Annotated in this window: 23 protein-coding genes, 1 tRNA gene and 1 pseudogene; 13 read left to right on the top strand and 12 right to left on the bottom strand. The window is 67.3% G+C overall.

The annotated features are described in order from the left end of the window. Positions 1–5: 5 nt before the first annotated feature. On the top strand, positions 6–620 hold the full coding sequence (locus NKT36_RS10040; protein WP_327050910.1) for a phosphoesterase: 615 nt from the start codon (positions 6–8) through the stop codon (positions 618–620). A 70-nt stretch (positions 621–690) separates the two neighbouring features. Here the strand turns inward: NKT36_RS10040 and NKT36_RS10035 are convergent, their stop codons facing one another. Both NKT36_RS10035 and NKT36_RS10030 read right to left on the bottom strand, forming a co-directional pair. Beyond that, complete coding sequence (locus NKT36_RS10035; RefSeq protein ID WP_327050909.1) at positions 691–1,257, bottom strand: hypothetical protein; 567 nt, start codon at positions 1,255–1,257, stop codon at positions 691–693. 28 nt (positions 1,258–1,285) lie between these two features. Continuing rightward, the gene (locus NKT36_RS10030) at positions 1,286–1,468 is read right to left on the bottom strand and encodes an alpha/beta fold hydrolase (RefSeq protein ID WP_327050908.1); all 183 of its coding nucleotides are present in this window, start codon (positions 1,466–1,468) and stop codon (positions 1,286–1,288) included. Positions 1,469–1,598: 130 nt separating this feature from the next. Between NKT36_RS10030 and NKT36_RS10025 the strand changes: the two genes are divergently transcribed. From NKT36_RS10025 to NKT36_RS10015, 3 genes are read left to right on the top strand one after another with little or no spacing between them, the layout of a single operon-like run. Further along, positions 1,599–1,997, top strand: a complete 399-nt coding sequence (locus NKT36_RS10025) for an ArsR/SmtB family transcription factor (protein WP_327050907.1) — start codon at positions 1,599–1,601, stop codon at positions 1,995–1,997. Next, positions 1,990–3,156 carry an ACR3 family arsenite efflux transporter gene (arsB, locus tag NKT36_RS10020; protein ID WP_327050906.1) on the top strand — a complete coding sequence of 389 codons (1,167 nt, stop codon included), beginning with the start codon at positions 1,990–1,992 and terminating at the stop codon, positions 3,154–3,156. Before NKT36_RS10025 ends, arsB begins: the two co-directional genes overlap by 8 nt. Positions 3,157–3,168: 12 nt before the next feature. Beyond that, positions 3,169–3,612 carry an arsenate-mycothiol transferase ArsC gene (locus tag NKT36_RS10015; protein ID WP_327050905.1) on the top strand — a complete coding sequence of 148 codons (444 nt, stop codon included), beginning with the start codon at positions 3,169–3,171 and terminating at the stop codon, positions 3,610–3,612. 125 nt (positions 3,613–3,737) lie between these two features. Here NKT36_RS10015 and NKT36_RS10010 read toward each other — a convergent pair. Next, positions 3,738–3,812 (bottom strand) — tRNA-Ile (locus tag NKT36_RS10010). 196 nt (positions 3,813–4,008) lie between these two features. On the opposite strand from NKT36_RS10010, the gene NKT36_RS10005 reads away from it, so the two are divergent. Further along, positions 4,009–5,859 carry a PINc/VapC family ATPase gene (locus tag NKT36_RS10005; protein ID WP_327050904.1) on the top strand — a complete coding sequence of 617 codons (1,851 nt, stop codon included), beginning with the start codon at positions 4,009–4,011 and terminating at the stop codon, positions 5,857–5,859. A gap of 27 nt (positions 5,860–5,886) precedes the next feature. On the opposite strand, the gene NKT36_RS10000 is transcribed toward NKT36_RS10005, so the two are convergent. Beyond that, positions 5,887–6,153, bottom strand: coding sequence for a helix-turn-helix domain-containing protein (locus NKT36_RS10000; protein WP_327053383.1), 267 nt, complete (start codon positions 6,151–6,153; stop codon positions 5,887–5,889). Between the two features lie 263 nt (positions 6,154–6,416). Here NKT36_RS10000 and NKT36_RS09995 point away from each other — a divergent pair, with 263 nt between their 5' ends. After that, complete coding sequence (locus NKT36_RS09995; RefSeq protein WP_327050903.1) at positions 6,417–7,706, top strand: M20/M25/M40 family metallo-hydrolase; 1,290 nt, start codon at positions 6,417–6,419, stop codon at positions 7,704–7,706. Here the strand turns inward: NKT36_RS09995 and NKT36_RS09990 are convergent. Further along, positions 7,703–8,371 (bottom strand): DUF7119 family protein, encoded by a 669-nt coding sequence (locus NKT36_RS09990; RefSeq protein ID WP_327050902.1) that lies wholly within the window; start codon positions 8,369–8,371, stop codon positions 7,703–7,705. The two genes, NKT36_RS09995 and NKT36_RS09990, sit on opposite strands and share 4 nt — an antisense overlap. 344 nt (positions 8,372–8,715) lie before the next feature. On the opposite strand from NKT36_RS09990, the gene NKT36_RS09985 reads away from it, so the two are divergent. Both NKT36_RS09985 and NKT36_RS09980 read left to right on the top strand, forming a co-directional pair. Beyond that, the gene (locus NKT36_RS09985) at positions 8,716–9,177 is read left to right on the top strand and encodes a hypothetical protein (protein WP_327050901.1); all 462 of its coding nucleotides are present in this window, start codon (positions 8,716–8,718) and stop codon (positions 9,175–9,177) included. Between the two features lie 78 nt (positions 9,178–9,255). Further along, complete coding sequence (locus tag NKT36_RS09980) at positions 9,256–10,431, top strand: thiolase family protein (protein ID WP_327050900.1); 1,176 nt, start codon at positions 9,256–9,258, stop codon at positions 10,429–10,431. A 358-nt stretch (positions 10,432–10,789) separates the two neighbouring features. On the opposite strand, the gene NKT36_RS09975 is transcribed toward NKT36_RS09980, so the two are convergent. Then, positions 10,790–11,122 carry a DMT family transporter gene (locus tag NKT36_RS09975; RefSeq protein WP_327050899.1) on the bottom strand — a complete coding sequence of 111 codons (333 nt, stop codon included), beginning with the start codon at positions 11,120–11,122 and terminating at the stop codon, positions 10,790–10,792. 169 nt (positions 11,123–11,291) lie between these two features. On the opposite strand from NKT36_RS09975, the gene NKT36_RS09970 reads away from it, so the two are divergent. Next, a complete protein-coding gene (locus tag NKT36_RS09970; protein ID WP_327050898.1) occupies positions 11,292–12,080 on the top strand; it encodes a TrmB family transcriptional regulator in 789 nt (262 codons plus the stop codon). Between the two features lie 157 nt (positions 12,081–12,237). Here NKT36_RS09970 and NKT36_RS09965 read toward each other — a convergent pair whose 3' ends face one another. Both NKT36_RS09965 and NKT36_RS09960 read right to left on the bottom strand, forming a co-directional pair. Next, positions 12,238–13,533, bottom strand: a complete 1,296-nt coding sequence (locus NKT36_RS09965) for a DUF6498-containing protein (protein WP_327050897.1) — start codon at positions 13,531–13,533, stop codon at positions 12,238–12,240. A gap of 278 nt (positions 13,534–13,811) precedes the next feature. Continuing rightward, positions 13,812–14,108: a hypothetical protein gene (locus NKT36_RS09960; RefSeq protein ID WP_327050896.1), complete on the bottom strand. Its 297-nt coding sequence runs from the start codon at positions 14,106–14,108 to the stop codon at positions 13,812–13,814. Between the two features lie 84 nt (positions 14,109–14,192). Between NKT36_RS09960 and NKT36_RS19245 the strand changes: the two are divergent. From NKT36_RS19245 to NKT36_RS09950, 3 genes and pseudogenes are all read left to right on the top strand, one after another. After that, positions 14,193–14,455: pseudogene (locus tag NKT36_RS19245) on the top strand (zinc ribbon domain-containing protein); the annotation flags it as partial. 10 nt (positions 14,456–14,465) lie between these two features. Then, positions 14,466–14,942 (top strand): hypothetical protein, encoded by a 477-nt coding sequence (locus tag NKT36_RS09955; RefSeq protein ID WP_327050895.1) that lies wholly within the window; start codon positions 14,466–14,468, stop codon positions 14,940–14,942. A gap of 151 nt (positions 14,943–15,093) precedes the next feature. Continuing rightward, entirely contained in the window at positions 15,094–16,326 is a 1,233-nt protein-coding gene (locus NKT36_RS09950; protein ID WP_327050894.1) for an MBL fold metallo-hydrolase, read from the top strand. A gap of 100 nt (positions 16,327–16,426) precedes the next feature. Here NKT36_RS09950 and NKT36_RS09945 read toward each other — a convergent pair whose 3' ends face one another. From NKT36_RS09945 to NKT36_RS09935, 3 genes are all read right to left on the bottom strand, one after another. Then, positions 16,427–17,932, bottom strand: a complete 1,506-nt coding sequence (locus NKT36_RS09945) for a globin-coupled sensor protein (RefSeq protein ID WP_327050893.1) — start codon at positions 17,930–17,932, stop codon at positions 16,427–16,429. A gap of 68 nt (positions 17,933–18,000) precedes the next feature. Continuing rightward, entirely contained in the window at positions 18,001–18,441 is a 441-nt protein-coding gene (locus NKT36_RS09940; protein WP_327050892.1) for a bacteriohemerythrin, read from the bottom strand. Between the two features lie 165 nt (positions 18,442–18,606). After that, positions 18,607–19,716, bottom strand: a complete 1,110-nt coding sequence (locus NKT36_RS09935; RefSeq protein WP_327050891.1) for a restriction endonuclease — start codon at positions 19,714–19,716, stop codon at positions 18,607–18,609. 163 nt (positions 19,717–19,879) lie between these two features. On the opposite strand from NKT36_RS09935, the gene NKT36_RS09930 reads away from it, so the two are divergent. Then, the gene (locus tag NKT36_RS09930; RefSeq protein ID WP_327050890.1) at positions 19,880–21,352 is read left to right on the top strand and encodes an aldehyde dehydrogenase family protein; all 1,473 of its coding nucleotides are present in this window, start codon (positions 19,880–19,882) and stop codon (positions 21,350–21,352) included. A 67-nt stretch (positions 21,353–21,419) separates the two neighbouring features. On the opposite strand, the gene NKT36_RS09925 is transcribed toward NKT36_RS09930, so the two are convergent. Then, positions 21,420–22,799, bottom strand: coding sequence for a metallophosphoesterase (locus tag NKT36_RS09925; RefSeq protein WP_327050889.1), 1,380 nt, complete (start codon positions 22,797–22,799; stop codon positions 21,420–21,422). Between the last annotated feature and the right edge of the window lie 130 nt (positions 22,800–22,929).

The following is a 22,929-nucleotide window of genomic DNA, read 5'->3' as shown; positions in this document are numbered from 1 at the left end:
ACTCCATGGGGGTGTTCTCGCAAGCGATGCAGTGGTATCCCTACGTCGTGCACCCCATCACGGTGCTCGGCGTCGGGATACTGGTGCTCATCCGCTACGAGTGGGGTCGCCAGGCGGTCGACTCGTCGGCGTTCTGGCACCGGATCGGAGGTTTCCTCGTCGCCGGCGCGTTCGCGCTCCTGCCGACGGTCGTCTACTTTCTCACGCGGGACGTGAGCGTCGTCGCCGCCACGAAGGGCAACGCCTGGGAAGTGGACGCGCTGGTCGCCGGCGGGGTGTTCCTCGCCGCGGTCGTGAACTGGGTGCTCTGGCGGCACTACCGCTGGGGGCGTCTCGTCCCCGACGCGATGCAGGCGCTCGCGGCGGTAACGGTCCCCTACGCACTCCTCTCGCCGTTCTGGAACGTCTCCGGCCACGTCACCATCGCGCTGATGCCGACGCTGTATCTCACGCTGCTCGACCGGCGGTTCTGGCCGACGCTCCTCCTCCCCGTCGTGATGGTGCCCAACCGCGTCTTCCTGAACGCACACACCTGGGCGCAGTCGGTCGGCGCGTTCGTCGTCACCGCCGCCGTCGTCGTCGGCGTCCACCGACTCCAGACTGGCGAAGAACACGCCTGAATTCGACGGAACTCACGACCCCGGGCAGAGCCGGCGTCCGAACGGCGACGTCGCACCGGTTGGGGGCGGGTCAACGAAGCTGGCGCGGCAGTCCGCGCGACGCATCCGACTCGGTAGCGACGGCAACGATGCGGTCGCGAATCTGCCTTGCGGTGTGCTTGACCGCCCGCAGCGGGCGCGAATCGCGCTCGTACTCGATGCCACGGTCGTCGAGCCAGCGGCGCATCTCCGCGCTGCCCTCGTGTCTCCGGATGTCGACCTCACGGGCGTGCTCGACGGGGTGGCGTAGCCAGTTGAACTCGTCGTGGGCGTAGACCTCGGTCGACTCCGACCCAGTCGCGAACAGCACCACGTGGAGCTGACGGTCGCCGAGCAACGAGGAGCGGTACGCCCAGCTACCGTCGGTGTCGTTGCCCTCCTTCGTGTAGTGATACATGCTCAGCGGGTCCCAGGTGAACGGGCTGTCGTCGAGTTCGGCCGCGAGGTCGTCGAACGAGAGCGGGACGGTGCCAACGTATCCGGCGGGGTAGACGCGCGTGGTCGGCTCACCGACCGCCTCCACGGCCCGGTTTATCCACGGACCCAGCTGCTGGCGGAGCCGGCGAAGCGTGCCCGCCTGAACTGCCCTCCCGGTCATGGCCACGGCAGGTACGGCGGCCATCGTGTTACGTGTTGCCCCCGCGGGCGCCCGGAACCAGCAATCGATGGCCTGCCCGCGAGTACGGTTCGTCTGGGGGCCGCCACATCGAGTGGTCCGTCCCAAGTCCGTGGAGCAGGACGAGCGGGTCGCCGTCCGAGAGCAGCGGCGTCGGGCGGTGGGTCCGTTCGGGGTCGACCTGGAACGACACCCTACCCGCGAGCACGACACTTGTGTAGAGCTAAAACTATTTGCAAGCGATTTTCGCCTATCAAACGCCACTGAACCCCACCACCGGACGATTGCAAAGAGTTAATTGAGCCCTTGCTCAAATGAGAGTGATGTCAACAGCGACGCAACGTCTCCAACGGTATCTCGACGACGAACTCGAGGACTGTCGTCCCGAGGACGTCGACCAGCGACTCGACGAGCTCGACGCGCTCGAAGCGGTGCTCTCGCCGGGCCACATCGAGGCCGACCTCGAGACGCTGACCGCGCTCGCGAACGAGACGCGCTACAAGCTGCTTCGGCTCCTCGTCGCCGCCGACGGCGAACTCTGCGTCTGCGAACTGAACGCGATGGTCGACGCCAGCGAGAGCGCCATCAGCCACGCGCTCTCGACCCTGACCGACGCCGGGCTGGTCACGCGTCGAAAGGACGGCCGGTGGCGGAAGTATCGCGCTTCGAACGGTGCCGTCGCCATCCTGACGCTCCTGGACGGAGTGGTCACCGATGAGTAACGCGGACGCACACGAACACGGGCCGAACTGCGACTGTGAGAGCTGTGGCGACCCCCGGTCGATGGACTTCCTCGACAAGTACCTCACCGTCTGGATCTTCGGCGCGATGGCCATCGGCGTCGGCCTCGGCTTCGTCGCGCCGTCGGTGACACAGCCGATCCAGGACTTCCACCTCGTCGAGATCGGACTGATCCTGATGATGTACCCGCCGCTGGCGAAGGCGAACTACTCCCAGCTTCGCGCCGTCTTCAGCAACTGGCGCGTGCTGGGGCTGAGTCTCGTCCAGAACTGGCTCATCGGCCCGACGCTGATGTTCGGACTCGCCGTCGTCTTCTTCAGCGGCCTCGTCCCCGGCCTGCCGGCGCGTCCGGAGTACTTCCTCGGGCTCGTGTTCATCGGGATGGCCCGGTGTATCGCGATGGTGCTCGTCTGGAACGAACTCGCCGAGGGCTCGACCGAGTACGTCACCGGACTGGTGGCGTTCAACAGCCTCTTCCAGATCGTCACCTACGGCGTGTACGTCTGGTTCTTCGGGCTCGTCCTCCCGCCGCTGCTCGGGATGGAGACGCTCGTCGCCGGCATCGAGACGTTCAACGTGACGCCGATGCAGGTGTTCGAGGCCATCGTGGTCTTCCTCGGCATCCCCTTCGCCGGCGGGTTCCTCACCCGCTACGTCGGCACGCGAACGAAGGGCGAGGAGTGGTACGACGAGGTGCTCGTCCCGAAGATCGACCCGCTGACGCTGGTCGCGCTGCTGTTCACCGTCATCGTGATGTTCGCAACGCAGGGCGAGAACATCGTCGCGTCGCCCGGTGACGTGCTCCTCATCGCCGTGCCGCTGACGATCTACTTCGTCGTGATGTTCCTCGTGAGCTTCGGCATGGGCAAGGGCATCGGCGCGGACTACTCGACGACGACGGCCATCGGGTTCACCGCCGCCTCGAACAACTTCGAGCTCGCGATCGCCGTCGCTGTCGCGGTGTTCGGCGTCGGCTCTGGCGTCGCCTTCACCACCGTCGTCGGCCCCCTGATCGAGGTGCCCGTCCTGCTCGCGCTGGTCAACGTCGCGCTGTACTTCCAGCGGACGTTCGACTGGAGCGACGCAACGACCGGCCGTCTCGAAACGTCGCCGTCCGGACCGACCACCGAAGATGACTGACGAGGGACTTCCATGACCCAGGACACCGCTTCCGCCGACCCGACCCGTATCGCATTCGTCTGCGTCCAGAACGCCGGCCGCTCACAGATGGCCTACGCGTTCGCCCAGCAGGAGCTGAAGGACCGCGACCTCGACGACGTCGACCTCGTCACCGGCGGCACGCGCCCTGCCGACCACGTCCACGACGAGGTCGTCCAGGCGATGGACGCGGTCGGTATCGACGTCGCAGATCGGACGCCTCGAGAGGTCACGTTCGAGGAGATCCAGGAGAGCGAGTACGTCATAACGATGGGCTGTTCGGCCGACGACGTCTGTCCGGCGGGCTGGGCGGGCGAGAACCGGGACTGGGATCTCGACGATCCGGACGGGAGGTCACCGACCGAAGTCGCCGATATCCGGGACGATATCGAGCAGCGAGTGAGGGAGCTGTTCGACGAGATAGAGTCCGCTCGATGAGGGCGCGGACTCCGGATGAGCCCCGACGGATTCGAACCACGCCGACGGCTCGCCACGCTCGCCGTCGTCTCGTTCGAACCGCCAGGAATCCATTCCGCACCGCTCGCAGTCGCTTGCGGGCGTCATGGGCCCTGACGGATTCGAACCATCGACCACTCGGTTATGAGCCGAGCGCTCTAACCAGACTGAGCTAAGGGCCCTCGTCCGGATTTGTCCACTCGGCCTCTTTAGCTTACCGAATAGGCGACGGTCTGAACGGACGACGGCGGAGACCAGCCCCCGGCGTCCACCGGTCGTATGGCAGGCTCCTGCTCCCGGCCAGCAGTGCGCGTGTGAACGGCACACACCGGTTCGAACGCTGAAACCCTTATGAGTGCACCGGACCAAAGACCGGACATGAACGTAGTGCCGGATACGAGCGCCGTCGTCGACGGCCGTATCTCCGGGAAGGTCGACGACGGTGAGTTCACGGGGGCGACGATTCTCGTGCCCGAGGCCGTCGTCAGCGAACTCGAATCGCAGGCCAACGACGGGGCCGAGAGCGGATGGAGCGGCCTCTCGGAGCTCCAGCGGCTCGCGGACCTCGCGGACGACGGCGAGATAACGGTCGAGTACGTCGGCCGGCGACCCGGGCCGGAGGAGCGCGGGTGGGCCCACCGCGGCGAGATCGACGCGGTCATCCGCGAGATCGCCGACGAGCGCGACGCCGTCTTCGTCACCAGCGACCTCGTCCAGAGCGAGGTGGCGAAGGCGAAGGGGCTCGACGTGGAGTACATCGCGCCGAAGACGCGCGACGTGAGCTCGCTGTCCATCGAGGAGTACTTCGACGAGACGACGATGAGCGTCCACCTCCGGGCGGAGAGCAAGCCGATGGCCAAGCGGGGCGAGGTCGGCGACATGCACTACCAGGAGATCGGCGACGAACCCCTGACGGAGGACGAACTCGAGGAGTACGGCCAGGAGATCGTCCAGAACGCGAAACAGAGCAGCGAGGGGTTCATCGAACTCGACGAGCCGGGGATGACCATCGTCCAGTTCCGCGACTACCGCATCGCCATCGCGGAGCCGCCGTTCGCCGACGCGTGGGAGATCACCGCCGTGCGGCCCATCGTGAAGACCGACATGGAGGACTACGAGTTCGCGGACGAGCTCAAAGACCGCCTGCTGGAGCGCCAGCGCGGCGTCCTCATCTCCGGGTCGCCCGGTGCCGGGAAGTCGACGTTCGCGCAGGCGGTCGCGGAGTTCCTCGCCGGCCACGACTTCGCGGTGAAGACGATGGAGAAGCCCCGCGACCTGCAGGTCGGCCCCGAGGTCACCCAGTACACCGAACTCGGCGGGGAGATGGAGAAGACGGCCGACTCGCTGCTGATGGTGCGGCCGGACTACACCATCTACGACGAGGTGCGCAAGACCGACGACTTCGAGGTGTTCGCTGACATGCGGCTGGCGGGCGTCGGCATGGTCGGCGTCGTCCACGCCACCCGCGCCATCGACGCCCTCCAGCGGCTCGTCGGTCGCGTCGAACTCGGGATGATTCCCCAGATCGTCGACACCGTCGTCTACATCGAGGCCGGTCAGATCGAGAAGGTCTACGACGTGGCGACGCAGGTGAAGGTGCCCGAGGGGCTGATGGAGGAGGACCTCGCGCGCCCGGTCATCACGATTCAGGACTTCGAGACGGGCCGTCCGGAGTACGAGATCTACACCTTCAACCGCCAGGTCGTCACCGTCCCGCTCACCGAGGGCGAGAGCGACGAGGGCGGCGTCGACCGCCTCGCCCGCCAGGAGATCGAGCGCGAGATACAGTCGGTCGCCCGCGGGCGCGTCGACGTCGACCTCCAGGGCCAGAACAAGGCGGTCGTCTACGTCGAGGAGAGCGACATCTCCTACGTCATCGGCAAGGGCGGCGGCCGCATCGAGGACATCGAGAACCGGCTCGGCATCGACATCGACGTCCGGACCCACGACGAGAAGCCGTCGACGGTGGACTCCGGCGGCGGTGGGGGTGGCGGCGTCGCCCAGCCCCACGGCGAGGTCGTGACGCCGGAGATAACCGCCCGCCACGTCGTCATCCCCATCGACGGGCACGCCGGCGAGACGGTCGAGGTGCAGGCCGACGGCGAGTACCTGTTCACCGCGACGGTCGGCCGCGGCGGCGACATCCAGGTGTCGCGCGGCAGCGCCATCGCCGAGGAACTCGAGCGCGCCATCGACATGGAGCGACAGATAACGGTCGTGACCGAGTAGCGACCGGGAGAAAGACCGGATTGCAGTTCAGGCGTCGGCGCAGCACTCGGCCTCGGCGTCGGTCTGGACCGTGATGTCGTAGAGGTTCTGCCGGGCGTCGGCGAAGTAGATGTTCTCCTCGACCACGCCGATGTCTTCGAGCCGTTCGAGCGCGTAGCGGACCGTCCGTGCCGACAGCATCGACTCGTCGACGATCTCCTTCTGCGTGAGAGAGCCCTTGTATTCGAGGACCTTGAAGACGAGTTTCGCGCTCGGAGGGAGGTCGTCTATCTCCTCGCGCTGTGTCTGGGACATCATCGTTACGAATCGAAACAGGCCAGCGGCATAAAACTATTGAGACTCGGTGACACGGCACTGGATGGAACGACGCCGTCTCGCGCCGCCGTCCGCGGATTCTCGTGTCAACGGTCGCGAGTTTCGGCGGTCGGAACGGACCGGCGCGCGACGCCGGTTGGCAGGCGATTGCACTCACTGCCGACAGCGACGGTCGCTGCTCAGCGACCGTCGCAGAGTCGCGATGCCCGCACGTTTTAGCCCCGGCGCGTGACCCTCCTCGCATGACGTTCACCGACGGGTGGAACGAGGACCTGCGTTCGTTCACCGAGCGACTGCTGGCGTTCGACACGACCGGCGGCGCGGAGGCGCCCGCCCAGGCGTGGCTGACCGACCGCCTCGACGAGATGGGCTTCGAGACGTACGAGTGGACGGCGGACGCCGAGACGCTCGCCGACCACCCCTCGTTCCCCGACGACCCGGACAACGCCGAGGCGGGCGCGGACGGCCCCGACCTGGCCGACCGGCCGTCCGTCGGCGGCGTCCTGGAGTTCGGCGACCCGGACGACGGACCGACGCTGGTGCTGAACGGCCACGTCGACGTGGTGCCCGCGGCCCGCGAGTCGTGGGACACCGACCCGTTCGACCCGACGTGGGACGGCGACGACCTGACCGCCCGCGGTGCGGCCGACATGAAGTGTGGGCTCGCGGCCTGCGTGTTCGCGGCGCGACACCTCGCCGAGCGTGCCGACGACCTGAACATCGACGGCCGCCTCGTCGTCGAGAGCGTCGCCGGAGAGGAGGAGGGCGGCGTCGGCGCGGCCGCGGCAGCGCTCTCGAACCCCTACCCCTTCGAGCGCGACGCCGCCGTCGTCGCCGAACCGACCGACCTGACGCCGGTGCTCGCGACGGAGGGGTCGGTCATGAAGCGGTTGCGGCTCACCGGCCGCTCCGCCCACGCTGCGACGCGCTGGCGCGGCGAGAGCGTCCTGCCGCGATTCGAGCGCGTCCGGACGGCGTTCCGCGACCTCGAAGCCGAGCGGAGCGAGACGGTCACCCACCCGCTGTACGAGGAGTTCCCCGTCCCGTGGCCCGTGACCGTCGGAACCGTCGAGGCCGGCACGTGGGCGTCGAGCGTGCCGGCGACCCTCGAGGCGGAGGTCCGCATCGGCGTCGCGCCGGGCGAGACGGTCGCGGAGGTCGAACGAGCGTACGAACAGCGACTGGCCGACGTCGTCGCGGACGACGACTGGCTACGCGAGCATCCGCCCGAGTTCGAGCGGTTCTCCATCCAGTTCGAGCCGGCCGAGACGGCGGCCGACGAACCGGTCGTCGACGCGCTCCAGGCAGCGATGGCGGGCCACGACCTCGACACCGCACCCCGGGGAGCGACCTACGGCGCGGACTCGCGGCACTACGTCGCCGCCGGCATCCCCACGGCGCTGTTCGGGCCAGGGACCATCGAGCAGGCGCACTTCCCGAACGAGACGGTCCACTGGCCGGACGTGCTGACGGCGGCCGCTGTGCTCGCCGAGACGGCGCGGGAGTTCCTGGGCGGGTCGCGGACGAACTAGTCGAGGTACTCCCCCAGTGCGCGGGCGACGACCGTGCCGGGGTCCTCGTCGGTGAGCGCGGCCTCGCGACGGAGTTCGCGGTACGCCGCGGGCGGCAGCGACAGCGTCACCTCGCCCGGCGTGACGCCGTGCTCCGTCAGCGCCCGCTCGACCGACGTCCCGTTGTTGACCGCGCTGGCGAGGTTGCGCACCTCGCGGACGGTCAGGTCGCCGTCGAGCGTCGCCCACGCGAGCTGGTAGCGGGCGTCGCCACCGACGCGGGCGACGTGCTTGGCCGCCGACGGCGCGAGGTGCCCCTGCGCGACGTGGCGGCGGATCGACCGCGGCAGGTCGTGCACCCGCGCCCACTTGCGGATGAACGAGACGCCGACGCCGTCGCCGGCGCGCTCGGCCGCGCCCTTGTACGACTGTTCCGCCCGGACGAGCGCGGCGCAGGCCGCGGCCCCGCGCAGCATGACGACGTTGTCCTCGTCGCCGGCGCTGGCGGTGGCGAACGCCCTGACCGTCTCCACCGCCTCCGCGACGCTGTCGGGGTCCTCCGGGTCGAACGCCTTCGCCGTCGCCGCGCGCTCGCCGGTGACGTCCTCGTCGCCGCGGATGACGGGCGCGCCGACGGGCGACTCGCGGTCCGCCGGCGGCTCCCGACCCGGCCAGTCGTCTGACATGCGAATTCGCTTGGGACGCCGCCAGCAAAAAACAGCCTGTTCGGAGAATTGGACGTACCGGACACGGGCGGGTGCCGTCGTCGCCGGTCGTCCCGGCCGTCGTGCCACGTCCCGCGGAGGTCGGAACACGCTCCTGGTGAGCGATGCCTGGGCCGTCCGCTGGCGTCCGGCTTCGTCTGTCATCGACGCCCGCAGAAGGGTGGTTGTCTGTCATCGACGCCCGCAGAAGGGTGGTTGTCTGTCACCGACGCCCGCAGAAGGGTGGTTTCACGTATGCTTCAGAGTCCCGGAGCGGGTGTCCCGACCCACCAACCGTTATGTGCGGCGACGTCGAGGGTCGGGCCGTGACAGAGCGCGGCACCGACCACGCGACGGAGGAACGCCAGCTTCGTCGGCGCGACGAGAAGGAGGGGACGGAACTGTTCCTGCAGGACGTCTTCTTCGCACTCGGTGAGGTGACGTTCCTCGGCCTCCCGGCCTTCCTCTGGCTGCTGGTGGCGGAACCGAACGCGCCGCTGAAGTACGCCGCGCTGTTCTCGTGGGCGACCCTCTCGGTCGCCGTCGGCGCGTTCCGCGGTGGCCGGTTCGGCGTCGCGTGGCCGCCGACGTCGCCGTCGCTGGTCGTCGTCCGCCTCCTCTACTACGACGCGACCATCCTCGCGGCCGCCTACGCCGGCGCGGCCGGCGACCTCGTGCTGCGGTCGCCGGTCGTCACGGCCGCCGTCGCGGTGGTCGTCTCGCTCGCCGCCGCGCTGGCGTTCCCCCGCGTCGCCGCGGCCGTCGACTCCCGGACGCCGGAGTGGTAGCGGCCGGGAGCAGCGATGCTCCGACTCGCACCAGCGCCAGTATCGGGGTTTTACGGTACCGTGGCACGGACGACCGGTATGGACGACGCAGTCATCGTCGACGGCGTCCGGACGCCGTTCGGCAAGCGCGGTGGGGCGTTCCGGGACACGCACCCGCAGGACCTCGCGGCAGCGCCGCTTTCGGCGCTCGAGCGGCGCGTCGGCTTCGACCCGACGGCCGTCGACGACGTGGTCTACGGGTGCGTCACGCCCGTCGGCGAGCAGGGACTCAACATCGGCCGCATCGCGCCGATGGTCGCCGGCTGGGACGAGACGGTGCCCGGCGTGCAGTTGAACCGGATGTGTGGCTCCGGCCAGCAGGCCGTCAACTGGGCCGCCGCGACGGTCCAGGCGGGCCAGCAGGACGTCGTCGTCGCGGGCGGCGTCGAGCACATGACCCGCGTCCCGATCGGCAGCGACGGCGAGGCCGAGGAGGGCGTCGTCGGCCGGGAGGCACTCACGGACACCTACTTCGAGCACTACGACGAGGCGACGACCCAGGGCGAGGGTGCCGAGCGCATCGCCGAGGAGTACGGCTTCACCCGCGAGGACGCCGACCGGCTCGCGGTCGACTCCCAGCGGCGCTGGGGCGACGCCTGGGAGGCCGGCCACTACGACTCCCAGATAACGCCCGTCGAGACGACGCTCGACGGCGACCCCGTCACCGTCGAGCGCGACGGCCACCCACGCCCCGACACGGACGTGGACGCGCTCGGCGACCTCCCGCTCGCGTTCCGCCCGGAGGGCGAGGGCATCCACCACGCCGGCAACTCCTCCGGCATCGTCGACGGCGCGAGCGCCACCATCGTCGCCAGCGAGGACGCCGCCGCCGAGCACGGCTGGGAGCCCAAGGCGCGCATCCTCGAAACCGAGGTCGTCGGCGTCGACCCGATAACGATGTTGACGGGACCGATTCCGGCGACGAAGCAACTCTTCGCGGACAGCGCGTACAGCGTCGACGACGTCGACCTGTTCGAGGTGAACGAGGCGTTCGCGTCGGTCGTCCTCGCGTGGCTCGAAGAGACCGGCGCTCCCTGGAAGCGGACGAACGTCAACGGCGGCGCCATCGCTCACGGCCACCCGCTCGGCGCGACCGGGAGCGCGCTGCTCACCAAGCTCGTCCACGAACTCGACCGGACGAACGGCGACCTCGGCCTCGCGGCGATGTGCATCGGCTTCGGCCAGGGCATCGCCACGCTAATCGAGCGCGTCTAGCAGTCGCCGGCCCTGTTGAAACCCTCAACAGCTGATAGCGTCGGCGTACGAGATACAGCGCGTCTATTGCTCCATCGTCCTGGTCAGCACCATCACTCCCCCAGAAACGATCGCTCCGAGAGAAAGCGGACCGAGTAGGCAGATTGCGGACGTGCTATCTGCCGAAAGCCAGAGGTTAGTCGAAAACCCGATATTCCGGCCCAGGAGTACGACATAGGGTTCAAAGAGTGCCGAAGTCCAGAATCGATGTGAGAGCAGATGTTCGCTTACGGCACTGGTGGAAACAGTTTCGAGAGCTCACAATCGCCCGCCTCGCTCACGATCTCGGTCGATCACTCCAATCGGTAGTACAGGAAGTCTAGTGGACGGTCATCTCCGAGAGTACGTTTACACAATACACGCCACCGAGGATCAGGAGGATACCGACGGCACCAGCCGGGTCGAGGGGTTCGTCGAATACGACGACACCGATAGCCGCGACACCGACGATGCCGAGGGCAGCCCACGTCCCATACACCACCCCGATTGGCAGATCCTCCAGGGTTAACGAAACCAGATAGAAAGCGAGCCCGTATCCGACGACGACACCGAGACTCGGTAGTGGGTTCGAGAAGCCGTCTGAGAGCTTGAGAGCAGTCGTTCCGACAAGTTCGGACACGATCGCACCGGCGAGCAACACGTACGGATTCATGTGTGCCGCTACTGCGACGCCAGATATGATGATTCTGAAACCAACTGCCACTTGCGGGTCATTTCGTGCCTCCCGATTCAGCGACACGAGGACGACCGAATACGCAGAGTACCGTTGTGCAGGACGCGTTCAGTACATTCTAACTGTTGGAACGCAGTAGTGATCGCCAATGACTGACCTCGGCGAACTCGGGCTTTCAAGCTACGAGGAGAAAGTCTACCGCACGCTACTGGTCACCGGTGCAGCGACAGCGACCGAGGTATCTGAGGCTAGTGGCGTGCCAAAAGGCCGTATTTACGACGTTCTCAATAACCTCAAAGCTCGGCAGCTCGTTCGAACGCAATCGACTGAGCCGACTCGATACGCCGCAGAACCGCCCGAAATCGTCGTCGATAGACTCCTCGCCGAGCGCACCGCTGAACTACAGCAGGAATGGGCCCGGTATCGCGAAGTAGCTAACTCCGTCCGTTCGAATCTCCTTCCGACGTTGCCGGCCGACGGGAGCGTCTGGCTTGGCGCACTCGGCAGTGAGGAGATGCAAACAGCGCTCGAAGAGCACATGCAGACGGCAACGAATTCAGTTCGTGCCGCGGTCGGGCCGCCCTACGAGTCTGCATCGTGGCAGGCACTCAAACAGGAGGTCGATGCGTTTTTCGACGGGGCACAGCCAGGTCTCACTGTCTCGTTGCTCGTTAGCCAACAAGTTATCGAAACGGCCCCCGATGCACTCTTCGACGTGGCGGAAGAACACGCAGCGGAGGTACGAATCAGAGTACTTCCCGAGATTCCAGTCTCCTTCGACGTGATCGACCAGACGGTAACGACCATCGACATCCCACACCCACAGATGACCGCAGACCGTATCGGCGTCGTTGCGGTAAACGACAGCGACATCGTCGGCGAATTCGAACGCCAGTTTCAGGAGCTGTGGGCCGAAGCCGTGCCTCTCCTGCGATAGACGTACGAGCGCCGCGGCGGACAATCGCAGCAGGTGCGGTCGTCTGCCCGAATAGTAAGGAGTGTAGAGAATAGTGGGCAGACGGACTGGACGGTCAGCGTGATTCGACTTTGCCTGCCTGGCCGGTCCCGGCTCGCCAGCTGCTGTCCCGCTCCGACTACCTGCTCGTCGGGGCAGCCGACTCGCCAAGTCGCCAGGAGACACCGAGGGCGTCGACCAGTCCGCGGTGGTCGCGGACGTGGACGAGCGACAGCGACTCGTTCGCGTTCGCGTCGTCGCCCTCTAACTCTCCGGGGTCGGGGACCGTTAGTCGGAACGTCGGCGTGTGGTCGTCGTCCATCCCACCCAGTCGAACCGTCCGCGTGTCGAACGCCCGGTCGACGGCGTCCGCGGTGACCTCGAGGTCGGTCACGGCGCTCCGTTCGAGCCGGGCCTGTGGTTCCTCGAGCACCCAGTCGTAGACGACGAGCGTGCCGTCGTACCCCCGGTACTCGACGGTCCCGTACCGGAGGTACCGCGAGACTGCCCTGACACCGGCGAATACGGCGGCGACGCCGAGGAAGACGACTCCGACGGTCGTCGCGCCGAACGCGAGGAAGAACGCGGCCGCGAGATAGACGACGAGGACGCCACTGGTGAGCGTGTACGTGACGCCACGACCGAGCGCGTCGAGGAGGGCCGCACCTCGTGGTGGGCGGTTCCGGACCACGGGGTCGCCCGGGGGAACCTCGACGGGGACCGGCTCCGGTTCGGTCTCGGCGCTCCCGTAGAGCCGGTAGAACAGCCCCCGAGCGTCGGGGTCGCGTGCCACCTGGAGCCGTCGGAGGTCGTAGAGGAACTTTCCGACGACGAGGATTCCGAGGACGACCTCGCCGCTCACCGCGGCACCCTGGAGCGGTCCGGCGACGAACAGCAGCGCTCCGACGCCGAACAGGCGTTTGAACGGCACGAGGACGACCGAGCGCGGCGAGTGCTCCCGGTACCCACCGTGGGCGAAGTACTCACTGGCCGTCTCGACTCCTTCAGCGAGGAACACGCCGACGCCGCCGAGCAGCAACTGCTCGACGACGGGGGTCGTGATCGTCGGGTCGGTGAACGCGAAGACGAGGAACGCCGCGCCGACCTCGAGCGGTGCCAGGAAACACCCCGTCAGGAGCAACGTCGGGACGTTCCGGAGGTAGACGGGCGGGAGCGGCCCGGGGAGAGTGACCGACCCTCGTTTCGTCTGGAGCGGGCCGAGGAGCCGGTCGTCCCCGTCGATCATGTTTCGGGGGCGCTTGACAGCGAAGGGAATCTTCACCACGGCCCAGCAGACGACCGCTACAATCTCAAGGACGAACACCCCGAGGACGACTGCTTTGGGCCAGTCGAGAAGGAGGACGCCGACCGGGACGACCAGCCCTGGGAGGAGGGTAGCGTACGGTTCGGAGCGGAGCAGAGCGGGACGCGACACACTCGGCGGTCCCACCACGGGGACAAATAGCCCTGCGGTTGCCGCCGATTCGGGGGTGGCGTCCACCGGGCGCCGCAGCCAATCCGCGTACCCCGGCCGCTCGGCGTACGCGATGGAATCTTCGATCCCCGTCGCTGGAACACCTGTGGCCGCGCTCCTGCTGGTGGATCGGGACTACCGCCACGTCGTGCTGGATAGTGGGCGCGAATGTGGCACGGAGTCTGGATAGCGGATCGCCCAATACAGAAAAGAAGCTACGCAAGGGGCGAGATTCGGACTCATCCCTGCAATACAGAGACGATCGAGAATAGAAACGCGATAGTAGCGACGCCAGCAAGAGCGTACAGATAGGTCGGAGCAGGCTCCGTTCCACGAGAGACTTTGTCGGGTCTGAAATACACGAGTACACCACTGCCGATTGCAAAGAGACCAAGAACGACACCGCTAATCCCGGTGAGAGAACCGCTGGCCGCGAGCACCGACAGGGCGTTCTCAACGACGAACAGGAGTCCGAGTAGAATGAGAAGGTATCCTTGGAGGGCAGCCCGCTGGATGGAAATTGAGGACCCTCTCACGGTACCGCTGTATAACCGGGATACCAATCAGGCTTACGGGATTCATCCCACCCCTTCAGGGGTGGGCTTTCTCCCTGCTTCCGCTGTAACCGTTGTGCCTGCGAGGGCGTCCGTGAAACGCAGGGACGTTTTGAGTGCCCCGAGTGTGGACTGGACGACAATGCAGACAAGAATGGTGCGCTGAACATCGGCAAACGAGCCTTGGGCAAGTTCCCGAAACCGCTGTCTGAGGCGGGGCTGTACTGGCACAGCCCGAAACGCAGGTCATCGTCCAACGCGACGACGAACCTGCGAACCTCTCCGTCTCCGTGGGTTCAACCCCCAGTGGGGGAACCCCACGGCTTTAGCCGTGGGAGGATGTCAGTCGACCAGCACACCGCTCACGGCGAGATCCAGACGTGGCTGAGCAACCAGGGCGGGTGCCGCGACGTCCGGTACGCGCCGAGTTCGATCCGGCGACACGAGGTCTGTGCGACGGTCGATCCCGAGGTCCTGTTGGGGGAGCCGTACCCCTCGGAGACGACCGAGCTTCGCGTCGAGTTCGACTTTCCGGACGACGTCGAGTACGACCACTACGAGATTCAGTGGGTCGACGGGGAACGGAACTACTCGTTCGGGTGGTATCAGGACGGAACCCACCCCGACCTCGGGACGTGTCACTACCAACTCGACCACCGTGACGAAACGGTCGCCCGAAAGCCGGCCGTGCTCCACGACAGCCATCCGGTGAACGTCCTGGAACGACAGCTCTCGCTCGTGCCATCGATCCTCGAGTTGGTGGCGTGGGAGAACGACCGGCCGGGGCTCTCTCGGTGGCCTCCTGACGACGTGTGACAGCTATTTCCGGCCGACGACGGAGCAATTGGGGGAGCTCAGATTGACATCCTCCTGCGCCTTCAGGCGCAGGAATCCCGAGCGGTGGGAGTTTCAGGTTCGCAACCATGATTCGACGTTGTCAAACGGCACGAACGACTACCGGTCGCTAATGCATATTCGGTTCCTCGGCGGCGCTCGCGAGGTCGGCCGCAGCGCCATCCTCGTGAACGACCGCCTGCTGCTCGACTACGGGATGAAGACCGGGAACCCCCCGCAGTACCCCGTGGACGCGCCCGACCCGGACGCCGTCGTCGTCAGCCACGGCCACCTCGACCACGTCGGCGCCGTCCCCTCCCTCCTCGCCGGCGACCGCCGGCCGCCCATCCACTGGACGCCGCCGACGCGCGAACTCGCGCTCGTCCTCGCCCGCGACACGCTCAAGCTCCACGGCGGCACCTACGACTGCCCGTTCACCGAACAGGAGGTCAAACGCGTCACGCAGGTCTCGCAGACCCACGGCTACCGCGAGACGTTCGAAGCGGCCGGCCACGAGGTGACCTTCTACAACGCCGGCCACATCCCCGGTAGCGCCCACGTCCTCGTCGACGACGGCGACACCCGCCTCTTCTACACCGCCGACTTCCACACGGAGAGTCAGCGCCTCGTCTCGGCGTCGACCGCCCGCCCAGACGCCGACGTCGTCGTCTGCGAGAGCACGTACAGCGACGTCGAACACGACCCCCGCCAGCAGACCGAGGAGCGGTTCGTCGAGAGCGTCCGCACCACCCTCTGGGAGGGCGGCACCGTCGTCGTCCCCGCCTTCGCCATCGGCCGCACCCAGGAGATGCTCATGATCTGTGCGGCACACGACGTCGACTGCTACGTCGACGGCATGGGAAAGGGAGTGACCAGGATGCTGCGCCAGCACCCCGAGTTCGTCCGCGACCCCGACGCGCTGCGGCGGGCGAAGTCCAACGCCCGGTTCGTCACGGGTCGCGACGGCCAGCGCGAGCGCATCGCCGACCAGAACACCGTCGTCGTGACGACGAGCGGGATGCTCTCGGGCGGCCCGGCGATGACCTACGTCCCGGCGGTCCGTGCGAACCCGACGAACAAGATCGCGATGACGGGCTACCAGGTCGAGGGCACGCCCGGCCGAGAGTTGCTCGACCGCGGGCGCGCCGAGATCGACGGGCGAGTGATGCCGGTGAGCGCGCAGGTGGAGTCGTACGACTTCTCCGCGCACGCCGACCGCGACGGTCTGCTGGACCTCCTCGGCTCCTATCGAGACGCGCAGGTGCTCGTGAACCACGGCGACCGGTGCGAGGCGTTCGCGGAGGAACTCGGGGGCGAGGGTTTCGACGCGTCAGCGCCCGGGCCGGGTGACGAACTCACGGTGTAGTCGCCGGGACGGAGCGCGACGAGTCCCGGGGCGGTCGAACTGTCGTGAAGTCGCACGGGGGAAGAACAGAAGTCGACTGTCAGGTCCGAGACGGCCGGAGTCAGACGTCGTCGCTGAGCTGTCGGAGGTCGGAGGTGACCTTGAACACCTTCGCGGTCTGCTGTTCGTTGGCGGTGGCGATCTCGTCGATCTCCTCGTTGATCTCGCTGATGCGGTCGGTGGCGTCGTCGAGCATGCCGGCGATCTGCTCGGCGACGGCGGCCTGCTCGTCGGTGGCGTCGGCGACCTCCTCGACGCCGACGGCGGCGTCCTTGACGACGGCGGCGATCTCGTCGAGCTGTGCCATGGCGTTCTCGACCTGCTCGATGCCGGTCTCGACGTTACCGGCGGTCTCGTCGATGGTGTCGGCGGTGCGTTCGATGTCGTTCTGGATGTCGACGATGGTCTGCTCGATGCGGTCGGCCTGCGACTGTGACTCCTCGGCGAGGCTCTTCACCTCGTCGGCGACGACGGCGAACCCGTCGCCGGCCTCGCCGGCGCGCGCCGCCTCGATGGAAGCGTTCAGCGCGAGCAGGTTCGTCTGGTCGGCGATGTCGTTGATGACAGTGATGACCTCGTCGATCTCCTCGGTCTGCTCGCTGAGGTTCTGGACGTCCGTCTCGATCTCGTCCGCGGACGCCTGGATGTCTTCCATCACGTCGATGGCGGTCGTGGCCGACTCCTGGCCGTCCTCGGCGGCCTCGACCGCCCGCTCGCTCGTCGCCTCGACCTCGCTGGAGGTGGCGGCGATCTCCTCGATGGTCGCGCTGAGGTTCGACATCTCCGAGCGGATTTCGTCCATGTTGCCCGCCTCGTTGTCCGTCAGGTCGCTGATGCGCTGGGAGCTCTTGGAGACGTCGTTGGCGAAGTTCTGGAGGTCCTGGGCGGCGTTCTGGGTCTCCTCGGCGATCTCCTTGCGCCGCTCGATCTCCTGCTCGACCTGCTCCATGTGGGCGTGGATGTAGGTGTCCATCGCCACCTGCATGTCCAGGTTCATCAGCTTGAGCGCCGAGAGGGCGTCCCTGTTGCCCTCGTCGATCTCCGACCTGACGGTCTCGATGGTGTCCTCGCCGACGCCGGCCGCGCGGAGGTGGTCGGCGACGTTCTCCTGAACGCGGTCGGTGAGGACGGAGAGCAGCAGTTCGAAGTAGACCCCGTACTGCCCGATGTAGTGCTTCGCGGGCATGTCGAGGATGTCGTGGAGCTTGCCGATGCGCGCGCGGTTGCGGAAGTACTCCTCGCCGTACTCCCCGGCGGTGAGGGTGACCCAGTAGGCTCGCTGGGTCTGCTTGAGCTGTTCGACGTCCTTCGGGGAGTTGTCGATGATGGCCTCGGTGTCGTCGAACGACGTCAGGTTCTCGTAGAAGCGGTCCGCTATCTCGTCGTCGTGGTCGCGGAACGTCTCGGCGAGGGCACGCAGGCGACGCGCGTCGTCGTCGTCGAAGTCGACGAACGCCTTGCGCCACGCGATCTCCTCGGCGTCGAGGCCGATGTCGTCGACGAGTTCGTCGGCGTCGACCTCGTCGTTGTGCCCGCCCGTTCCGAAGACTGAGTTGTACGATTCCATGGCTAACCCTGTGAATCAGAAACTTTCATTGTTGCGAGACGGTCGAGGGGCCGCGGAGCGGTCGGGACTCACTCGAACTCGTAGTCCTCGACGTCCTCGGCGAAGTACTCGCCGTAGCTCTGGTCCTGCTCGTCGCCGGCGATGTGGCCGTCGAGCCAGTCGCGGGCGAACTCCAGGACGTCCATCGTGATGAACTCGCCGTTCTCGTGTTTCTCGCGGAACTCCGACACCGTCGCGGCGAACTCCTCGTGCATGTCCTGGTGGCTGTGGAAGCACTCAGAGCAGTCGTGGGCGTATCCGCAGTCCTTCATGAACTCCTCCTCGTCGCCGAAGTGGTACTCGGTGTACTCCTCCAGTTCGCGCAGGGCGTCGCCGACCTCCTCCTCGCCCTTGCCCTGCTCCATCGCGTCGTAGAGGTCGTTCAACAGCTCGAACAGGTTCTGGTGCTGCTCGTCGAACCGGTCGATGTTCGTGCTGTACTTGTCGTCGTTCCACTCGATGAGCGTCATGAGTTTTCTCCAGCAGACATGTTTCCGCAGTCACCCAATGAATACTCCCACCATTTTCAGAAGTTGGGAAGCCAGGCAGTGTCCGCCCCTGGAGCCCGGACAGCGACGATTCTCGCCGAGAACTTGTGAACCCGTTCCAGGTCAGCGGGGTGAGCCGGCGAGATACTACTGCTCGCCGTCGCTCACGCCACCATCGTCCACACCACCGTCGTCAACGTCACCGTCGCTCACGCCGCCATCGCCCACACCACCGTCGTCAACGTCACCGTCGCCGACGTGGACGTACGTCTTCCCCGCTCGTCCGCCGGTCTCCTCGACCTCGGGGAGTTCCGCGAGCCACGAGCGGAGCGCGCTGCCGCGGCGTTCGACGCTGGACTGCGAGAGTCCGGTCGTCTCGGCCGCGATGCAGTCGTCGACCGCCTCGCGGGACAGTTCGCCGGCGTCGACGAGTCGGGACCGGACGCGCCGGACGAGGTCGACGTCGCGGATGGCGTCTTCGAGGACGGCCCGTGCCGCGGCCGACTCGGGGTGGGCGTTCAGGTACTCCGCACCGCTGGCGGTGACCCCCCAGCGCGCGGCGTCGCCGCGGGGCGTCGGTTCGGTCCGGGCGAGGCCAAGCACGGTCGCGGCGTTCGCGTTGATGTAGACGTGGCGGTCCGAGAGGTCGAGGCCGCGGTTCCGGGCCGCCCAGCGCCGCACGGCGTCGCGGGTGCCGTCGGTGTGACGCAGCGCCGCGAGGACCGCACGGACGCGGTCGAGGTTGCTGGCCAGCGGCACGTCGCCGGCCGGGACCCGCTCGTCGCTCTCGTCGACGCGGTCCCAGAACGTCTCGTCGAGGTCGACCCCGTCGCCGGTGCGGACGACGCCGACGCCGCCGTCGACCATCGACCGCACGAGGTCGTCGCCCGAGACGAGTTTCACCGGAAGGCGCTCGGCCGTCTCGGTCGCCGGCCCGGTGTAGGAACTCGTCGTGACGAACGTGCCGACGTGGTAGTCGTTCTCCGCGAGCGCGCCAGCGAAGCGGTGGATACGGTCGTTTCCGACGCGGTTGTCCGCGGCGTATCGCTTGACTTGGACGCCGAAGTCGGCGGCGAACCAGTCGTCCTCGAGTCGGCCCTCGATGTCGATGCCGCCGTCCTGGGACGCCGGCGTGACAGTGAGCGCCGCCGTCCGCAGGCGCTCGCCGAGGACGGTCTTGCAGAGCACCTCGAACTCCGGGGGCGAGAGCGAGCGCATCCGGTCGAGCAGTCGGTCACGGGTCGCCGCGGTCGCCATGCGCTCACGTTGTCAGGTGGCGATCATAAGTTCGGGGGTCGTGGAGTTGGAGACGTCGGCGGGCGTTCGCCGACCAGCCTCCCGTTCCGCTGCCGACATTCGTCTCCACCGTCCGCCGCTTTCCTGTTCTTTATCGGGGGGCGAACCCAATCTCGGGGTGCGAATGTCAGAGTCATCGTTCACCATGGACGCGGAGTGGAACGCCCTGTACATCGACGGCGAGTGGGTCGACGCCGGCGACCGCGACGACATCGCGGTCGAGAACCCGGCGACGCGCGAGACAGTCACCTCCGTACCGGCGGCGACCGAGGACGACGTCGACCGCGCGTACGAGGCGGCCGCCGAGGCGCAGTCCGAGTGGGCCGACCGGCCGGCCGAGGAGCGGGCGGCGGTCGTCGAGGACGCCATCGACCTGCTGGACGAGCACCGCGACGACATCCTCCAGTCGCTCGCGGTCGAGTCTGGCAGCGCGAACGCGAAGGCGTTCGCCGAGTGGCAGACCGCACAGGGGATGTGCTACCACGCCGCCGGCCTCGCGGACGAACTCGACACCGAGACGCAGGACTCGATGATCCCCGGCAAGCAGAACCACGTCGAGCGCGTCCCGATGGGCGTCGTCGGCGTCATCTCGCCGTGGAACTTCCCGTTCAACCTCTCGATGCGGGCCGTCGCGCCCGCGCTGGCGACGGGCAACGCCGTCGTCCTCAAGCCCGCCTCCGCGACGCCCGTCACCGGCGGCCTCCTGCTCGCGCGTCTGTTCGACGAGGCCGGCCTCCCCGACGGCCTCCTGAACGTCGTCCCCGGGTACGGCTCCGACATCGGCGACCGGGTCGCCGGGCACCCCGAACTCGACGTGATGGCGTTCACCGGGTCGACCGACGTCGGCAAGCGCGTCGCCGCCACGGCGGCGGAGAACCTCGCGCTGCCGGCGATGGAACTCGGCGGCAACAACCCCCACGTCGTCACCGAGGACGCCGACCTCGACGCCGCCGTCGACTCGGCGGTGTTCGGCTCGTTCCTCCACCAGGGCCAGGTCTGTATCTCCATCAACCGCCATCTCGTCCACGAGGACGTCTACGACGAGTACGTCGAGCGCCTGGCCGAGCGCGCCGAGAACCTCCCCGTCGGCGACCCGACCGACCGCGAGAACGTCATCGGGCCCGTCATCGACGAGGGACAGCGCGACGAGATGCTCGACTACGTCGAGCGGACGGTCGAGGCTGGCGCGACGCTCGAAACTGGCGGCGAGGCGGACGACCTGTTCGTCGAGCCGACCGTGCTCTCGGACGCCGAGAACGACATGGCGGCCGCGTGCAACGAGACGTTCGGCCCCATCGCGCCCGTCATCCCGTTCGCCGACGACGAGGAGGCCGTCGAACTCGCCAACGACACCGAGTACGGCCTCGCCGCGTCGGTCCACGCCGGCGACCTCGACCGCGCGCGCGACCTCGCCGACGCCATCGACGCCGGGATGGTCCACGTCAACGACCAGCCCATCAACGAGGAGCCGTCCGTCCCGTTCGGCGGCGTGAAGGCCTCCGGCATCGGCCGCTACGACGGCGACGCCATCCTGGAGGAGCTCACCCAGACGAAGTGGATCTCCGTCCAGGAGGAGCAGCGCGAGTACCCCTTCTAACTCCGCTGCGGCAGCGATAGCGGTCTGCGAGACGGCGACCCGCTCGCCTTCGGGGGAGCCCTCACCGTCAGTCACGTTCTGGGTCGCCGTCCGACGTGGCGTCGGTGGACTGCCCGTCGGCGGCCCGTTCCTGGACCGCGCTCTCCTCGCGGTCGTCCGGCGACCCCGCGACGACCGTCCGGTCGGGGATCTCGGGGGCGGGCGGTCGCCGTTCGGCGAGCAGTCGCTGGAGGAACGAGAGCTCCTGTCGCGCCTCCTTCTCGACGGTCTCGTACTCGACGAGCACGTCGCCCGCCTCCTCGCTGATGCGGAAGTAGTTCAGCCGGAAGGAGGGACGGTAGATGGGCGGCAGGAGGCCGATGCGCGGCGACACGCGGTGGAGTCGCTTCAGCCAGGTTCCGGTGTTGATGACGACGCGCTCGTCGAGTCGCGTGAGAGAGGCGCGGTGGGTGTGGCCGTAGACGTACACCGCCACGTCGGGACGCTCGGCGAACACGTCGCGGGCCGCGTCTAGGTAGGCGGCGTCGCGGTCCCCCGCAGCCCCCTCGAACGAGATACCGAACCGTTCGAGGGTCCGTTTCACGTCGCGGACGAGGACGTAGAGCGGGATCGAGATGAGGATCAGGAGCAGGACGACGGCGGCGTTGACGGCGAAGACGAACGCAACGAGGTCGCCCGCCAGTCCGAACAGACGCAGGAAGGCCGTCGTCGCGTCGGTGACGACCGTCGTCCCGAGGACGCCGCTCCCCTCCAGCAGCAGGATGGCGAGGTAGAGGACGCTCACGTTGAACAGCAGGAGGAACGGGAGTGCGGCGTACCGCAGGAACGGACTCATCTCCCGGTAGTAGTAGTTCGAGAGGAGCCACGTCGGAATCTCCTCTAGCGGCGTCATCGACTGGATGTCCTTCAGCCAGTTGTACTTCCCGTGCCCCGACAGCTGTCCGGCCTTGCTCGTGACGTGACGGTTCACGAAGTACCCCAACGGATTCGCCCGCGGGTTGCCGAAGTCAGGCATCCGGTTGTTCGGGTCGTGCTGCATCCCGTGTTCGATCCAGACGGTCCGTCCGGCGACCGGCCGCTCCAGCGAGAGCGTCGCGTCGAGCGTGACGTTGTACTCCGCCAGACGGTCGACGTACGCCCGATACCCCGCGAGTTCCGCGTCGTGGTTGCCCGGGATGAGCGTGATGTCGATCCGTTCGCCGGTCGCGCAAAACTGCTCGAAGAGGCCCGGGTGGTTCTCGACGAGTCGGTCGAACTTCGCCAGTCCCTCGACCTCCGTAAACTCCCAGAGCCCGAACGCGTCGCCGAGGATTATCAGTTCGGCGTCCTCGTCGCGGTCCGCGAGTCGTTCGAGGAACGCCACGAACTCCGACTCGAACTCGGCCTCCTGTAACTGCTCGTCGCCGCCGACGTGAAGGTCGCTGACGAAGTAGTAGACCTCGGCCATCCTCCCCCGATACACAGACGTCGGCCCGCTGGAAAGGGATTTCGGGGGTCCGCCCGCTACTCGTCGGTGAGTCCTTTCGCCGATCCGCAGTTCGCCAACCTGGCGAACGAGCTCGTATCGACCGCCAGCG

The organism is Halomicrococcus gelatinilyticus, assembly GCA_024227995.1.
GTDB classification, from domain to species: Archaea; Halobacteriota; Halobacteria; order Halobacteriales; family Haladaptataceae; genus Halomicrococcus; species Halomicrococcus gelatinilyticus.
This window is presented reverse-complemented; position numbering and strand designations above follow the sequence as displayed.

Coding starts and splice junctions, on each gene's coding strand:
- NKT36_RS09970 (WP_327050898.1), top strand. CDS start 11,292: ATGACTGACCTCGGCGAACTCGGGCTTTCAAGCTACGAGGAGAAAGTC.
- NKT36_RS10035 (WP_327050909.1), bottom strand. CDS start 1,257: ATGACCGGGAGGGCAGTTCAGGCGGGCACGCTTCGCCGGCTCCGCCAG.
- NKT36_RS10000 (WP_327053383.1), bottom strand. CDS start 6,153: ATGTCCCAGACACAGCGCGAGGAGATAGACGACCTCCCTCCGAGCGCG.
- NKT36_RS09980 (WP_327050900.1), top strand. CDS start 9,256: ATGGACGACGCAGTCATCGTCGACGGCGTCCGGACGCCGTTCGGCAAG.
- NKT36_RS09995 (WP_327050903.1), top strand. CDS start 6,417: ATGACGTTCACCGACGGGTGGAACGAGGACCTGCGTTCGTTCACCGAG.
- NKT36_RS10025 (WP_327050907.1), top strand. CDS start 1,599: ATGTCAACAGCGACGCAACGTCTCCAACGGTATCTCGACGACGAACTC.
- NKT36_RS10015 (WP_327050905.1), top strand. CDS start 3,169: ATGACCCAGGACACCGCTTCCGCCGACCCGACCCGTATCGCATTCGTC.
- NKT36_RS09975 (WP_327050899.1), bottom strand. CDS start 11,122: ATGAATCCGTACGTGTTGCTCGCCGGTGCGATCGTGTCCGAACTTGTC.
- NKT36_RS09950 (WP_327050894.1), top strand. CDS start 15,094: ATGCATATTCGGTTCCTCGGCGGCGCTCGCGAGGTCGGCCGCAGCGCC.
- NKT36_RS10005 (WP_327050904.1), top strand. CDS start 4,009: ATGAACGTAGTGCCGGATACGAGCGCCGTCGTCGACGGCCGTATCTCC.
- NKT36_RS10040 (WP_327050910.1), top strand. CDS start 6: ATGGGGGTGTTCTCGCAAGCGATGCAGTGGTATCCCTACGTCGTGCAC.
- NKT36_RS09935 (WP_327050891.1), bottom strand. CDS start 19,716: ATGGCGACCGCGGCGACCCGTGACCGACTGCTCGACCGGATGCGCTCG.
- NKT36_RS09930 (WP_327050890.1), top strand. CDS start 19,880: ATGTCAGAGTCATCGTTCACCATGGACGCGGAGTGGAACGCCCTGTAC.
- NKT36_RS09925 (WP_327050889.1), bottom strand. CDS start 22,799: ATGGCCGAGGTCTACTACTTCGTCAGCGACCTTCACGTCGGCGGCGAC.
- NKT36_RS09955 (WP_327050895.1), top strand. CDS start 14,466: ATGTCAGTCGACCAGCACACCGCTCACGGCGAGATCCAGACGTGGCTG.
- NKT36_RS09940 (WP_327050892.1), bottom strand. CDS start 18,441: ATGACGCTCATCGAGTGGAACGACGACAAGTACAGCACGAACATCGAC.
- arsB (WP_327050906.1), top strand. CDS start 1,990: ATGAGTAACGCGGACGCACACGAACACGGGCCGAACTGCGACTGTGAG.
- NKT36_RS09945 (WP_327050893.1), bottom strand. CDS start 17,932: ATGGAATCGTACAACTCAGTCTTCGGAACGGGCGGGCACAACGACGAG.
- NKT36_RS09990 (WP_327050902.1), bottom strand. CDS start 8,371: ATGTCAGACGACTGGCCGGGTCGGGAGCCGCCGGCGGACCGCGAGTCG.